At 39.7% G+C, this 13,799-nt stretch carries 13 protein-coding genes; 11 read left to right on the top strand and 2 right to left on the bottom strand.

Translation table 11 applies throughout. From position 1 onward, the window contains the following. The first annotated feature begins 12 nt into the window (after nucleotides 1-12). The 3 genes from sucB (at nucleotide 13) to JNO66_RS04965 (ending at nucleotide 2,243) form a co-directional block, all read left to right on the top strand. Nucleotides 13-1,275, top strand: a complete 1,263-nt coding sequence (gene sucB, locus JNO66_RS04975; protein WP_203087083.1) for a dihydrolipoyllysine-residue succinyltransferase — start codon at nucleotides 13-15, stop codon at nucleotides 1,273-1,275. A gap of 72 nt (nucleotides 1,276-1,347) precedes the next feature. Further along, nucleotides 1,348-1,548 carry a DUF6501 family protein gene (locus JNO66_RS04970; RefSeq protein ID WP_203087082.1) on the top strand — a complete coding sequence of 67 codons (201 nt, stop codon included), beginning with the start codon at nucleotides 1,348-1,350 and terminating at the stop codon, nucleotides 1,546-1,548. A gap of 80 nt (nucleotides 1,549-1,628) precedes the next feature. Next, nucleotides 1,629-2,243, top strand: coding sequence for a DedA family protein (locus tag JNO66_RS04965; RefSeq protein WP_203087081.1), 615 nt, complete (start codon nucleotides 1,629-1,631; stop codon nucleotides 2,241-2,243). A gap of 240 nt (nucleotides 2,244-2,483) precedes the next feature. On the opposite strand, the gene JNO66_RS04960 is transcribed toward JNO66_RS04965, so the two are convergent. Beyond that, nucleotides 2,484-3,413 (bottom strand): aldo/keto reductase, encoded by a 930-nt coding sequence (locus tag JNO66_RS04960; RefSeq protein WP_203087080.1) that lies wholly within the window; start codon nucleotides 3,411-3,413, stop codon nucleotides 2,484-2,486. Between the two features lie 122 nt (nucleotides 3,414-3,535). Between JNO66_RS04960 and JNO66_RS04955 the strand changes: the two genes are divergently transcribed. Genes JNO66_RS04955 through JNO66_RS04945 form a run of 3 tightly spaced genes read left to right on the top strand, consistent with a single transcriptional unit; the run spans nucleotide 3,536 to nucleotide 6,576 of the window. Then, entirely contained in the window at nucleotides 3,536-4,783 is a 1,248-nt protein-coding gene (locus JNO66_RS04955; RefSeq protein WP_203087079.1) for an ABC transporter substrate-binding protein, read from the top strand. A 59-nt stretch (nucleotides 4,784-4,842) separates the two neighbouring features. Beyond that, complete coding sequence (locus tag JNO66_RS04950; RefSeq protein ID WP_203087507.1) at nucleotides 4,843-5,730, top strand: carbohydrate ABC transporter permease; 888 nt, start codon at nucleotides 4,843-4,845, stop codon at nucleotides 5,728-5,730. A 15-nt stretch (nucleotides 5,731-5,745) separates the two neighbouring features. Beyond that, nucleotides 5,746-6,576: a carbohydrate ABC transporter permease gene (locus tag JNO66_RS04945; protein WP_203087078.1), complete on the top strand. Its 831-nt coding sequence runs from the start codon at nucleotides 5,746-5,748 to the stop codon at nucleotides 6,574-6,576. A 290-nt stretch (nucleotides 6,577-6,866) separates the two neighbouring features. Here the strand turns inward: JNO66_RS04945 and JNO66_RS04940 are convergent, their stop codons facing one another. Further along, on the bottom strand, nucleotides 6,867-8,456 hold the full coding sequence (locus JNO66_RS04940; protein ID WP_203087077.1) for an ABC-F family ATP-binding cassette domain-containing protein: 1,590 nt from the start codon (nucleotides 8,454-8,456) through the stop codon (nucleotides 6,867-6,869). A 189-nt stretch (nucleotides 8,457-8,645) separates the two neighbouring features. Here JNO66_RS04940 and JNO66_RS04935 point away from each other — a divergent pair, with 189 nt between their 5' ends. From JNO66_RS04935 to JNO66_RS20415, 5 genes are all read left to right on the top strand, one after another. Beyond that, complete coding sequence (locus JNO66_RS04935; RefSeq protein WP_203087076.1) at nucleotides 8,646-9,728, top strand: PQQ-dependent sugar dehydrogenase; 1,083 nt, start codon at nucleotides 8,646-8,648, stop codon at nucleotides 9,726-9,728. A 57-nt stretch (nucleotides 9,729-9,785) separates the two neighbouring features. Then, nucleotides 9,786-11,909, top strand: coding sequence for a DNA helicase RecQ (gene recQ, locus JNO66_RS04930; protein WP_203087075.1), 2,124 nt, complete (start codon nucleotides 9,786-9,788; stop codon nucleotides 11,907-11,909). 134 nt (nucleotides 11,910-12,043) lie between these two features. Then, a complete protein-coding gene (locus JNO66_RS04925; RefSeq protein ID WP_203087074.1) occupies nucleotides 12,044-12,886 on the top strand; it encodes a DegV family protein in 843 nt (280 codons plus the stop codon). Between the two features lie 73 nt (nucleotides 12,887-12,959). Then, complete coding sequence (gene ytxJ / locus JNO66_RS04920; protein ID WP_203087073.1) at nucleotides 12,960-13,307, top strand: bacillithiol system redox-active protein YtxJ; 348 nt, start codon at nucleotides 12,960-12,962, stop codon at nucleotides 13,305-13,307. A gap of 179 nt (nucleotides 13,308-13,486) precedes the next feature. Next, on the top strand, nucleotides 13,487-13,669 hold the full coding sequence (locus tag JNO66_RS20415) for a hypothetical protein (protein WP_210340772.1): 183 nt from the start codon (nucleotides 13,487-13,489) through the stop codon (nucleotides 13,667-13,669). Nucleotides 13,670-13,799 lie beyond the last annotated feature (130 nt).

Here is a 13,799-nt window from a genome sequence, read left to right as displayed (position 1 = left end):
GGCTCATCCATCATGACTGAAATTAAAGTACCAGAACTAGCTGAATCGATTACTGAAGGAACGATTGCCGAGTGGTTAAAAAAAGTAGGCGATCATGTTAATCAAGGAGAGTACATTGCAGAACTGGAAACAGATAAGGTCAACATTGAAATCACATCAGAATTTTCTGGAGTGATTAAGGAGCTTAAGCGTGAACCGGGTGATACAGTTGAAGTCGGAGAAGTCATTGCGATTATTGATGAGAGCGGCGATGGATCAAGTGATCAAGGTAGCAATGAGCAAAGCTCTGAACAAGCTGAAGAGAAAAAAGAAGCAGCACCAAAAGCAAAAGAAGAGCCTAAGGAAGAGGCAGCTCAATCAACATCTTCTGAAGAATTAACTGAGGATGAGCGTAGACTAGCTACTCCTTCAGCTCGTAAGCGCGCAAGAGAAAAAGGAATCTCATTAAAAGACATTAGCTCAAACGGAACGATCCGTAAGCAAGACGTTGATTCCCATTCTTCTAAAAAGGAAGAGCCGAAACAAGAAACGAAGAAAGAAACAAAAGCACCTGCGCAAGCAGATAATCCTGCCAAGCCTGTAGAACGTATTAAAATGTCTAGACGTCGTCAAACGATTGCAAAACGTCTAGTAGAATCACAGCAAACAGCTGCGATGTTAACAACATTTAACGAGATTGATATGACAAACGTAATGGATCTTCGTAAGCGTCGTAAGGATGCCTTCCAAGAAAAAACGGGCGTGAAACTTGGATTTATGTCATTCTTCACTAAAGCGGTAATTGGTGCTTTAAAACAATTCCCGTTATTGAATGCAGAGATTCAAGGGGATGAAATCCTAATGAAGAAATACTATGACATTGGGATTGCTGTTTCAACGGACGATGGTCTAGTTGTACCAGTTGTTCGTGATGCAGATCGCTTAGGATTTGCTGGAATTGAAAGTGAAATCCGTAATCTAGGTCTAAAAGCGCGTGATAATAAGCTTGCTTTATCTGATCTACAGGGAGGTAGCTTCACAATTACAAACGGTGGAGTATTTGGTTCATTATGGTCTACACCAATTCTTAATGCACCTCAGGTTGGTATCTTAGGTATGCATAAAGTTCAATGGAGACCAGTTGCGATTGATGAGGAAACCTTTGAAAATCGTCCGATGATGTACATTGCTCTTTCATATGATCATAGAATTGTAGATGGTAAAGAAGCAGTAAGCTTCCTTGTGAAAGTGAAGGAAATGCTTGAGGACCCAGAAAACTTGTTGTTAGAAGGATAAGTATTGTATGCTTAGAGAAGCTGACGAGTCAGCTTCTCTATTTTTATCATGAGTTAAAGGCAGGTAATGAAAATGATTCATCAACAGTGGGAAACAAATAAGACCATTCGTGAACTAACATGTGTTCATACGGATGCCAAAAAGTATATGGTTAATCGTGCATTAACTGTAGGAAACACGTATCCTCTAAAAAATGAAACAGACGAATTTTACTTTGTGATTGATAACACAGGAAAAATTGGCGGCTATTATAAAGAATATTTTAAAGGATAACAAAAGAATGGCTTTACGGCCATTCTTTTTGTTTTCTTTTAGGGAAATAAGGGTATTCATTTCCTGAGGAGATGAATACTATGGATTGGATCAGTGAAATGATAAATTATGTCTTACCATATGGTTATACTGCACTTTTTATTTGTTTTGCCATAGGTCTATTTATCTTTCCAGTTCCTAACGAAGTTCTGCTCATGACAGGTGGGTGGATGGTTACACTTACTTACGTAGAACCACTTCCAACGTTTCTTACCATCTTCGCTGCAGTGATTTGTCATGGCACAATTTGGTATAGTATTGGAGCGAGAATGAACCGTACAGTGTCGAATCAGAACAGGTTTGGAGCTAGATGGAAGCAAAGAGCAGAGGATAGTACAAAGATGATTAATCGGCATGGAAAGCGTGCGCTTTTATTCAGCTATTATCTTCCATTTGTTCGTCATGCTGTGCCATTAGGCGTAGGGGCTTCGTCCATTCGTTATGTAACCTTTGCGACGTATGCTTTTTTATCGGCTTCTATCTGGGTTGGTGTCTATTTTTCAATTGGTTATTTTTTCGGCCAGATGATTAGTCAAATTCAATATATACTTGAGCATGTCACCTATATCGTACTTGTCGGGTGTGTTGCTCTTGCATTTTTTGTTTACCGTAAAGCTAGAAAGAATGAGTTAGATAAAATGGTACAAAAAATATAATGAACGTTAAGAGCTTGGGACGTAACAATTAAACATCCAAAAAAGGCAGACGATCTGATGAAATGATCGTCTGCCTTTCGTTTTTATACAGAACTAGCGGAGGGCAAATGGGAGACTCACGTGGAGACAGGGCTGAGTCCGTAACACACGGGTGCGACATTTTTCCCTAAGCGGATAAATTTCTACTATTTGTGTTTTCTAGACTAATTTACTGTGATGTCCCTTCTTCTTTTAGACCTTTTACTTTTGTAAATCAAGGTAAGCAATTTCATCTGCTGTTAATGAAACACTAGCTCCGCGCCCACATGATATCAATTCTTGACGGTTTTGTGGTCCAATGATGGCACCCGTTGGGAAGCTTTGATTTAATACATACGCTAAAGCGACTTCGATCAAGCTGCACTGTTTCTCTTTCGCCAGTTTTTCTGCTCTGTCGTATCGTTCCCAGTTCTCATCATTATAAAAAACACGTACTAGATCTTCATTCTCTAAATTATCACGAGTAAAACGTCCCGTGAAAAACCCTCTGGCTTGTGAGGACCAAGAGAATAATGGAAGCTGACTTTGCTCATGCCACTTAATCATCTGTTGATCTGCGCTAACGCAACCAGGCCAATAAGGTTCTTTTGCTTTAGCTAAACTCAGGTTTGGACTTGAGAAAGAAAAGCCTTGCATGCCATTTTTAGCTGCATATTGATTCGCTTCTTCAAGTCTTTCTGTACTCCAATTTGATGCTCCAAATGCATGAATTCGGCCAGCTTGAACGTGCTCATTTAACCACTCAAGTATATCTTCTACACGTACTGTCAAGTCATCACGATGGAGTGCATATAGTTCTACATGGTCTGTCTTTAAACGTTCAAGGCTTGTTTGAAGCTGATCATAAAGCTCACCATGGTTAATGGTGTGTCCATTTTGATTTGGATGTCCACCTTTGGTCCATATATTTAATTTATCTCGATTAGAGGATTGGTCAATCCAGTGTCCAATCGCTTTTTCACTTTCACCACCCGCATATATGTAAGCGGTATCAATTGTGTTACCACCAACCTCTACAAACGCCTCAATCATCTCGTTTACTTTTTCTTGGTTTTGAGGTGTAAAATAATCAGAGCCTAGAATTAATGAACTGATTGGCTTTTCAACTGCAGAAATATTTACGTGTTTCATAAAATAAGCCTCCTAGTAAACTTGTTGTAATCGATTTCATTTTAATATATTATAAGTTGTACGTCCAACTATTTAATAAAAAAGTTTAAATGTAAGCGTTATCATATCTTGAGGAGGATGTTATGAAACGACTAAATCGTCTTTTACTAGGTGCATTTTGTACAGGGATGCTTGTTAGTTGTGCGAGTTCGGAAGGAGCAAATGGTGAAACAACGATTACTCTTTGGTATTGGCATCGTGCGTTAGATGATCAAGTAATAAAAGACGTTGAGGCTGAGTTTCCAGGGGTCAAAATTAATGCTCAGAAAGTGGGGGGAGAGTACAAAACGAAACTTCATACCGCTTTAATTGCAGGCAATGGACCAGATATCGTGGCGATGAATGACTGGGCATCAGAGTATCTTCAATATAGTGATAAGTTTGTCAATTTAAATGAATACGATGTAGAGGACATAAAGGATGACTACTTAGATTGGAAATGGAATTTAGCAATTGATCCGGAGACAGACACAATGATTGCTCTTCCTATTGATACGGGTCCAACTGTACTATATTATCGGGCTGACTTATTTGAAGAGGCTGGGCTGCCTTCTGAACCAGATGATGTTGCAGAGCAAATTGATACGTGGGATGCCTATGTTGAAGCTGGAGAGCAAATGAAAGAACGTACAGGAGTCTTTATGTTCGATAATTTGCTAAGAACCTATCTACAAAATATTGAGCAACAACCAGATAAATATTTTACAACAGATGAAGAATATATTGGGGACGGCGGATCTGTTCGAGAAGCTTGGGATATGACAATGAAGGTTAACGAACTGCAGCTAACTCCAAGAATTGCTGATGGAGAACGGAATGCAGCATTAAATAATGGATCTATCGCTTCGTTTATTGGAGCTGTTTGGGAAGCTAACATCTTAAAGGACGCTGCACCTGATACAGCAGGCGAATGGCGGATTACAGCAGCACCTGGAGGAGCAGGAAACAATGGGGGTTCATTTTTAGGCGTATTAGAATCTACAGAGGATAAAGATCTGGCTGTTGAAATTACAAAGGCATTAGTATCAACTGAATCACAGAAAGAACATTACTTGGGTGTGGAGCTTTTCCCTTCTACCATTGAAACCATTGAGTCAGAGGATTTGTACCAACCAGATCCATTCTTCGGTGATCAAGTGGTTATGGAAGTGTATGCTGAAGCAGCCAAAGATGTACCTCTTACGTACTACGGAAATCTTTACGGCCCGCTAAGAAGTTACTTCGAAGATGAACTTACGTTAGTAGAGAGAGGAAACAAAGATCCTGACGCTGCATGGGAAGATGTGCAGACTAAGATTAGCCGAGAACTATCTAGACAAACAAACGAATAGGAGGGATATGAATGAATCGTCCAGTTCCGAATCCATCGAGTGAACGTGTAGAACCTATAATGACTAAACCTTCTTTATGGAGTGAAATATGGAAGCATAAAATCTTATATCTTTTTATTTCACCTTTCTTCATTTTGTTTTTAATCTTCGGGTTGTTTCCTATTTTGTTCTCGCTCTATTTATCCTTTCATAGCTGGTCCGGGTTGGGTGACATGACATTTGTCGGGTTCTCACAATTCTCATACTTGTTAACTGAACCTGTTTTCTGGCAATCCGTTGGGAATACATTTGCTATCTGGTTCTTATCTAGTGTACCGATGCTGTTTTTTGCATTAGTTATCGCCTTCCTATTAAATCTTCCTAGGCTACGGATGAGGGGCGCTTACCGAACGATGTTTTTTATTACAAACGTAACATCGATCGTAGCGGTAGCCATTATTTTTGAGACCATTTTCAGTAATCAGTATGGATTATTAAACTATGTTCTTTCACTGATTGGAATTGGCTCGCTTGAATGGATGAATTCTTCGTTTTTAATTAAAGTAGTGATTGCATCAATGGTCGTATGGAGATTCGTTGGGTATAACGCGATCATCTACTTAGCAGGGTTACAGAGTATTCCTAAGTCGTTATATGAAGCGGCGGTAATCGATGGAGCGAATAAGATTCAGATCTTTTTCCGTATCACGATTCCTTTACTTCGTCCAATCATATTATTTACAGTCATTATGACTACGATTGGCTCCATGCAGATCTTTACAGAGCCTGAAGTCTTACTCGGCCTATCAGGCGGTGTAGGTGGAGCAGGGATGACAATGACTCTTTATATGTATAATGAGGGCTTTATTAATAGCAATTACGGTTATGCCTCAGCTGTTTCCTGGATGATGTTTATCATCATTGGAGCATTCTCATTTATTAATTGGAAGCTTGTTCAACGAGCATAAGGGGGAGGGAACGAAATGACAAATGATCGCTGGTATATGAAGCTTATCGTACATCTTTTGCTATTAATCGGAGTCTTTATATCAATCTTTCCGTTTTATTGGCTCATCGTGATGGCAACAAATACAACAAGTGAAATCTTACAATTCCCGCCTCGTCTTACGTTCGGGGGAGAACTGTGGACCAATATTAATGACGTATTTGATAATATTAACTTTTTTCAAGCTTTATTTAATACCATTTTTGTTTCCACAGTTACATCGGTAGGGGTACTCTTCTTTTGTTCATTAGCAGGATTCGCTTTTGCTAAATTCGAATTCCCTGGTAAGAATATGCTGTTTGTGGCTCTCTTACTCACAATGATGATCCCTGCTCAAATGAGCTTTGTTCCGTCCTTCTTGTTAATTGCTCAGTTTGGTTGGGTAGATTCCTATAAAGCATTAATTATTCCAAGCTTGGCAAGTGCATTTGGGATCTTTTGGATTAGACAATTTTGTCAAGAGTCGGTGCCAAACGATTTACTGGATGCAGGCAGACTGGATGGCTGTGGCATGTTCCGGTTATATTGGAACGTTGCGTTACCAACACTAAGACCAGCACTCACCTTCTTAGGGATTTTTACATTTATTAATGTGTGGAATGACTATTTATGGCCGCTTGTTACAATAAACGATCCACAAAAATATACCTTGCAGGTCATGCTGTCACAATTAAATGGGGTATATGATACAGACTACGCAATGATTATGGCAGGAACACTTATGGCGACGTTACCACTGATTATTTTGTTTATTATCTTTAGCAGACAATTCATGGCAGGGGTAGCAGAAGGGGCTGTGAAGGAGTAGAGTGTAAAAAAAGAGACTACGACATTAAAATAGGAATTTAGAAAATGGCGAATGATTCAATTATCGAATCATTCGCCATTCGTATTTTTATGAAACGAGCGGAGGGAGAACCCAAGACTCCAACGGTATAGTACGCGGTGAAGACACAGCAGCGGTGCTTTTTCCCGCGAAAGTGGCTGAAGCCGTACCCGTGGAACGCGAGGAATTCTCCCGTAGCGGATTTGTTGCTATGTTCATGACTTCATAATGGATTTACTATCATGTCCCAAGTTCTTCTTTTTTCTAATGATTTAAGCTCTTTCCTTAAGAAACTCTTCATAAGAAACTTCTTTATCAACTAATCCTTCATCTGTCAATTCAATGATCCGGTTAGCGATCGTATGAATAAACTGTTGGTCATGTGAAGCAAAAATCATAGATCCTTTGTAGTTAATTAATCCATTGTTGACTGCTGTAATCGATTCTAAGTCAAGGTGGTTTGTTGGTTCATCTAAAAGAAGGACGTTTGCGCCACTTAACATCATTTTTGAAAGCATGCAACGCACTTTCTCTCCTCCAGATAGGACGTTTGCTTTTTTATGAACTTCTTCACCAGAGAAAAGCATACGACCTAAGAATCCACGTAGGAATGTATCACTATCATCCTCAGGAGAATACTGTCTTAACCAATCAAGGATCGATGTTTCATTCCCTTCAAAGAAGCTTGAATTGTCCTTAGGGAAATACGATTGAGAGGTTGTGATTCCCCATTTGTAGCTTCCAGAATCAGGCTCCATCTCCCCCGTTAGGATTTTAAATAATGTTGTTTTAGCTGTTTCATGAGAACCAACCAAAGCAATCTTATCATCCTTGTTCATCGTAAAGCTAACGTTGTTTAATACTTTCACGCCGTCAATTGTCTTTGTCAAGTTTTCAACTCGCAACAAATCGTTTCCAATTTCACGCTCTGGTGTGAAGTGAACGTATGGGTATTTACGAGAAGAAGGTTTAATATCATCTAATTCAATTTTGTCTAGTAATTTTTTACGTGAAGTTGCTTGCTTGGATTTAGATGCGTTTGCACTAAAGCGAGCAATAAATCCTTGTAATTCTTTAATCTTTTCTTCTTTTTTCTTGTTATTATCTTGAGCCATTTTTAAGGCAAGCTGGCTTGACTCATACCAGAAATCATAGTTCCCAACATAAACTTGGATTTTACCAAAATCAAGGTCAGCAATATGCGTACACACATTGTTTAAGAAATGTCTGTCATGCGACACAACGATAACGGTATTTTCAAAGTTAATTAAGAAATCCTCTAACCATTGAATCGCTTTAAGGTCCAAGTGGTTGGTAGGCTCATCTAGAAGAAGAACGTCAGGCTGGCCAAAAAGTGCTTGAGCAAGCAAGATTTTTACACGTTCAGACCCTGTTAAGTCAGCTAGTTTTTTATAGTGAAGTGACTCATCAATGCCAAGTCCTTTTAAAAGAACAGCTGCTTCTGATTCTGCTTCCCAACCATTAAGCTCAGCGAATTCGCCTTCAAGCTCAGCAGCTTTCATCCCATCTTCGTCAGAAAATTCTTCTTTCATGTAAATCGCATTTTTCTCTTGCATGACTTCGTACAAACGGGGATGACCCATCATCACTGTGTTTAGTACTTCTTCTTCTTCATATTCAAAGTGGTTTTGTTTTAAAACAGCTAAACGTTGTCCCGGTTTTAAGCTGACATCACCAGATTGAGGTTCTATTTCTCCAGATAGGATTTTAATAAACGTTGATTTTCCGGCTCCATTTGCTCCAATTAATCCGTAACAGTTCCCCGGGCTAAATTTAATATTCACTTCATCGAATAATTTGCGGTCTCCATACTGCAAACCTACATTATGAACTGTAATCATGTATTGTTTCCTCCAATTATCGTTACAAGCGTTACACGCTTTTATTTATGCAATTGTGTCCATCTTGTCCATTCTACAACCTAAAAAGCCTGATGTAAACGTCAAAGAGGCTTTTAAGGCACTAGATCCAAAAAAGAATGCGGTTTACTTCTTATCCTTGAAGGTAATAGTGTTTTTGGAGGGGATAAAATGAAGAAGACATTAATGATTGGGTTCGCTGCAAGTGTTCTGACAGCTTGTGGAGTGGAATCAGTTGATGAGGAATCGAGCGAATCGAATGGACAAAATCAACGTGACACAAATGACACAGATGACATTGAAACGGGTGAAAACGTGATCGCTGACTCGTTGAATTCTCCATGGGCTATGCAAATGCATCAGGATGAATGGTTTATTACCGATCGAGATGGAAACCTTTTAATGGTACAGGACGGAGAAGTGATTGACCAAACATTAAATCTATCCGAGGAGATTGTGCAACAAGGTGAATCTGGCCTGCTCGGGTTTGTTTTACATCCTGACTTTGAATCCAATCAACAAGCCTTCTTATATCATTCGTATCAGGATAGTGAAGGGATTAAAAATCGAGTGATTCAAGTGGTAAGAAACGAAGATGTATGGGAAGAAGAAGCAGAACTACTAGGAAACATTCCAGGGGCCCCCACTCATAACGGAGGCAGATTAGCTGTTTTTGAAGACGAATTGTATGTGACTACAGGCGATGCAGAGGATCCCTCATTGTCTCAAGATGTTGATTCCTTAGCAGGAAAGATCCTAAAAATGACGTTTGATGGTTCGATTCCAAGTGCGATGCCAATGGAAGATTCGTATGTATGGTCCTATGGCCATCGTAATCCACAAGGACTTGCTTGGTTAGAGGATGGAACGATGTATAGCTCTGAGCACGGGCAAACGGCATTAGATGAAGTCAACCAAATTGAACCAGGTAATAATTATGGCTGGCCAGATTATGAAGGAGACGAGACATCTGATGATACGAAGGCACCATTCATTCATTCTGGTGATGATACCTGGGCTCCATCCGGTCTTGTTGCCACGGGAGATCAGCTTTACATGGCAGGTTTGCGTGGGGAGGCTGTGTATGAAGTAAACGTTGATGGAGGCGAGATTAGTTCGTTCATAGAAGGATATGGTCGCATCCGTGATGTTCTTGTGCAAGATAATCAATTATACTTTTTAACAAATAACACAGATGGTCGTGGCAATCCTGATGACACAGATGATAAACTAATAGAAGTTGAATTAAACTAAAGTTCGCCATGATGCGAACTTTTTTACTTACTATATTTCTTAAAGGGGGCATTGTTTTTGTCACGTATAAACCTAGAAGAGGATGCCCGTCGTCTACTTCAGCAAACGTTCGGATATGAATCTTTTCGCCAAGGCCAGCAGCAAGTCATAACTCATGTGCTAAATGGACAGGATACACTAGCGATCATGCCTACAGGTGGAGGAAAGTCAATTTGTTATCAAGTCCCCGCAATGCTACTCCCAGGGTTAACAATTGTAATCTCTCCCTTAATTTCATTAATGAAAGACCAGGTGGATGCATTAAATGAACTAGGCATTGCGTCTACTTATTTGAATAGCACATTGTCTGCTGATGAAGAATCTGCTCGTACAGAAGGAATAAAAGACGGTCACTATAAACTTGTTTACGTCGCTCCTGAACGATTAGAAAATTTCACGTTTCAGAGGTTGTTGTCTACCATCAATATCTCACTCATTGCAATTGATGAGGCACATTGTATGTCTCAATGGGGCCATGACTTTAGACCAAGTTACATGAAAATTCCACAGTGGATTGAACAGCTTCAGCCTCGCCCGATTGTACTGGCGTTAACCGCAACCGCTACAAAGGATGTTCAAAATGACTTAAAGACACATCTATCTATTTCAGATGACCATGCGGTTGTTACAGGCTTTGCACGGACGAATCTATCCTTTCAAGTGATAAAAGGAGTCGACAAACGAGCCTACGTAACAAAGTACGTGAACCAGCGTAAGGGTGAGCCTGGAATTATCTATGTATCAACACGTAAGGAAGCAGAGCAAATCGCTAGTCATCTTCAAAAGAAGTCCTTTACATGCGGAATCTATCATGGAGGGATGAGCGATGTCGATCGAGCTGCCAGTCAAGAGGATTTTCTTTATGACCGGGTGGAGATGATGGTCGCAACAAATGCTTTTGGTATGGGTATTAACAAATCAAATGTACGATATGTCATTCATTTTAATTTACCAAAAAACATTGAAGCGTATTATCAGGAAGCAGGTCGTGCGGGTCGGGATGGTGAAAAAGGAGATTGTATTCTATTATTTGGTGGGCAGGATATTAGAACGCAGCAATTTTTCATTGAACAATCCGATGCAGACGCAAAATACAAGCAGAATGAATTTCATAAGCTCCAAAAAATGATTTCGTATTGCCATACTGAAAGCTGTCTTCAACAAACGATATTACGTTATTTTGGCGATGATTCGGACGAGCCATGTGGACGTTGCAGTAACTGCTTGCAGCAAGGAGAAAAACAAGAATGCACGAGGGAAGCTCAAATGGTATTCTCTTGTATAAAACGAACGCGAGAGCGGTTTGGGACCATGATGATTGCACAGATCTTAACGGGTTCTACAAATCAGAAAATCAAACAATTCGGCTTGGATAAGCTACCAACCTATGGTCTAATGAACCAACAAACAGCTAAGTCCGTTCAATCGTTTATTGATTATCTAGTGGCTGAAGACTATTTGCAACGGACAAACTCTGAATATCCAACCATTGAATTAACAGAGCGCGCGGTAAATGTATTACTTGGCCATGAGCAAGTGATGAGGCGAATCGAGCCTGAGCTAAAAGAGCCTAAGGAGCAAGATGAAGTATTTGATGTGCTTCGTAACTTACGTAAAGACCTTGCCACATCAAATGGAATTCCACCTTATTTGGTCTTTTCCGATAAGACATTAAAAGAAATGAGCAAATACATTCCACAAACAGAAGAAGAATTCGGTTCAATAAGTGGAGTGGGGGAGCAGAAGAAGATCAAGTACGCAGATGCATTTATACAAGCGCTTGCTCCATTTAAAGATAAAAAGCCGGAAATCGATATGACCTTGCGACCAACAAAAACGTCTTCAAAGGCATCTGGGAAAAAAGGGAATCATTTAGAAACAGCTACCCAATTTTTAAAAGGGTTAACCATTCAAGAACTTGTAAATGAACGGGATTTATCAGAACGAACAATACTTAATCATTTGATACGAGCAGAATCAGAAGGAATGGAGCTAAACTTAGCAAGCCTCGTTCCAGAGGAAAAAAGAAAGCACATCCTAGAAATAGCCGAACGTGTAGGAGCGGAGTTTCTAAGACCAATAAAGGATGAACTGCCAGAAGACTATACATTTGAAGAGATCCGTCTAGTTATTGGCAAATAAATTCATTATTTCGTCATTTAATAAACAAAGTGAAGCCTTTTTCTGTGATACAATGTGATAAGCCTGAATGTCAGATTTGCAGTATATCTGCCTGATGTTCAGGCTTTTACATGTCTTTCTTTAGGAGAAAATGAATGATTAAAATTGTAACCGATTCAACATGTGACCTACCCATTGAAGTGACTAAGAAGCTTGATATTCAGGTTGTTCCATTAACTATCCAAGCAAACGGTCAAACGTTTTTAGATGGAGTAGACCTTGATCCTACAGAGTTTATCGATTTATTGGAGGTTTCTACTGAGATTCCAAAAAGTTCGCAACCTTCCGTTGGATCGTTCCTTGAGGTATATGATCAATTAGAAAAAAAGCACCCTGGAGTTCAAATTCTTTCCATTCACATGACGGAAAAGATGAGTGGTACCGTGCGTTCAGCTGAACTTGCTGCAGCTGAAACAAAAGCAAATGTCACTGTACTTGATTCAACTTTCATATCTGGTGCACTAGCCTTTCAAGTTGAACAAGCTGCAGAGATGGCAGCCGATGGAATACAAATGGGGCCAATCTTAACAAAGCTTCAAGATATTCGTGACCAATCCGAATTGTACATTATGGTAGATACGTTAGAATATTTGCAAAAGGGTGGTCGGATCGGGAAAGGAAAAGCGTTAATCGGTTCGCTATTAAAGGTTAAACCTTTAGCTGCCATTGTAAATGGGGAGTATTCTCCAATTAAAAATATGCGCACCTACAAACAAGTTATTGAATATTTAACGACCCAATTTTCGGAAGCATCCGTTGGTAAAACAATAAAAAAAGTGAGTATTAGTCACATCGAAGCAGATGAGCTTGCAGGTCGACTAGTGAATGCATTGAAAGCGATTGCTCCAGATGTTCCTTATTTTGTTACCACGACTTCACCTATTATTAGCACACATACGGGACCAGGTGCCATTGCTTTAATGTATTACACGGAATAAGCCAGAACCGTTTCATTGATTCTTCCTTTAAAAAAAGTTATAGTCAAGCATACAGATGATAGGAGGCTATTCAATGACAAACGTACATGAACTAACAAGTGAACAAGATTGGCAAGATATCAAAGCGAAGGCAGATGCAGACAAACCGGTATTTGTGTTTAAACATAGCACGTCTTGTCCCATTAGCGCAGATGCATTCAAGCAATTTAATACCTTTGTTGAATCAGAGAAAGGGCAAGAGGTTGCTACGGCTTATGTTAAAGTGATTGAATCTCGTCCGGTTTCAAATAAAATTGCAGAGGACTTAGAAGTCGTACACAAATCTCCGCAAATCTTTTTACTGAAAAACGGTGAAGTGAAATGGACAGAATCACATTGGAATATCACACAAGAGAGCATTGAAAACGAACTTCAATCATAATAAAAAAAGCAGCTGACATTCAGCTGCTTTTTTTATGTGCATGTTTCCGTCTCGATTCTCGGAGCATCTTCACATAAACCAAAAATAAACAAACAAACGCTAAGATTGAACATGTATGCTGCAACAGTCGAAACCAGTCCATGATACCCTCCAAGTCACTCTTTATTCTCGTATATAGAATGTCCAATAAAGGTTCATTTATCCATTTCGTGTTCTATTTTTATCTCTGTCTACGTAAGGTGGAAGTAAACGAATGGACAAGGGGCGGGTTGACGATGCGTATAGCAACAGATGAAAAGTGGCTTGTACTAGCGGGAGTGATTGTATTGATTGGAATGTTTGCGACAGCATTTGTTGTTTAAGGATTCAAATAGCTATGGGAGAAAACATCAAAGTAGATTATAAAACATGAATAGAGCATGGTATCCGCTGCAGGAGAATCCCTCGCTTTCCATGGGTACGGCTTCAGCCTCCTTCGCGGAAGCCCGCCGC

The organism is Alkalicoccobacillus gibsonii (assembly GCF_016798245.1).
Taxonomy (GTDB): Bacteria; Bacillota; Bacilli; order Bacillales; family Bacillaceae_D; genus Alkalicoccobacillus; species Alkalicoccobacillus gibsonii.
This window is presented reverse-complemented; position numbering and strand designations above follow the sequence as displayed.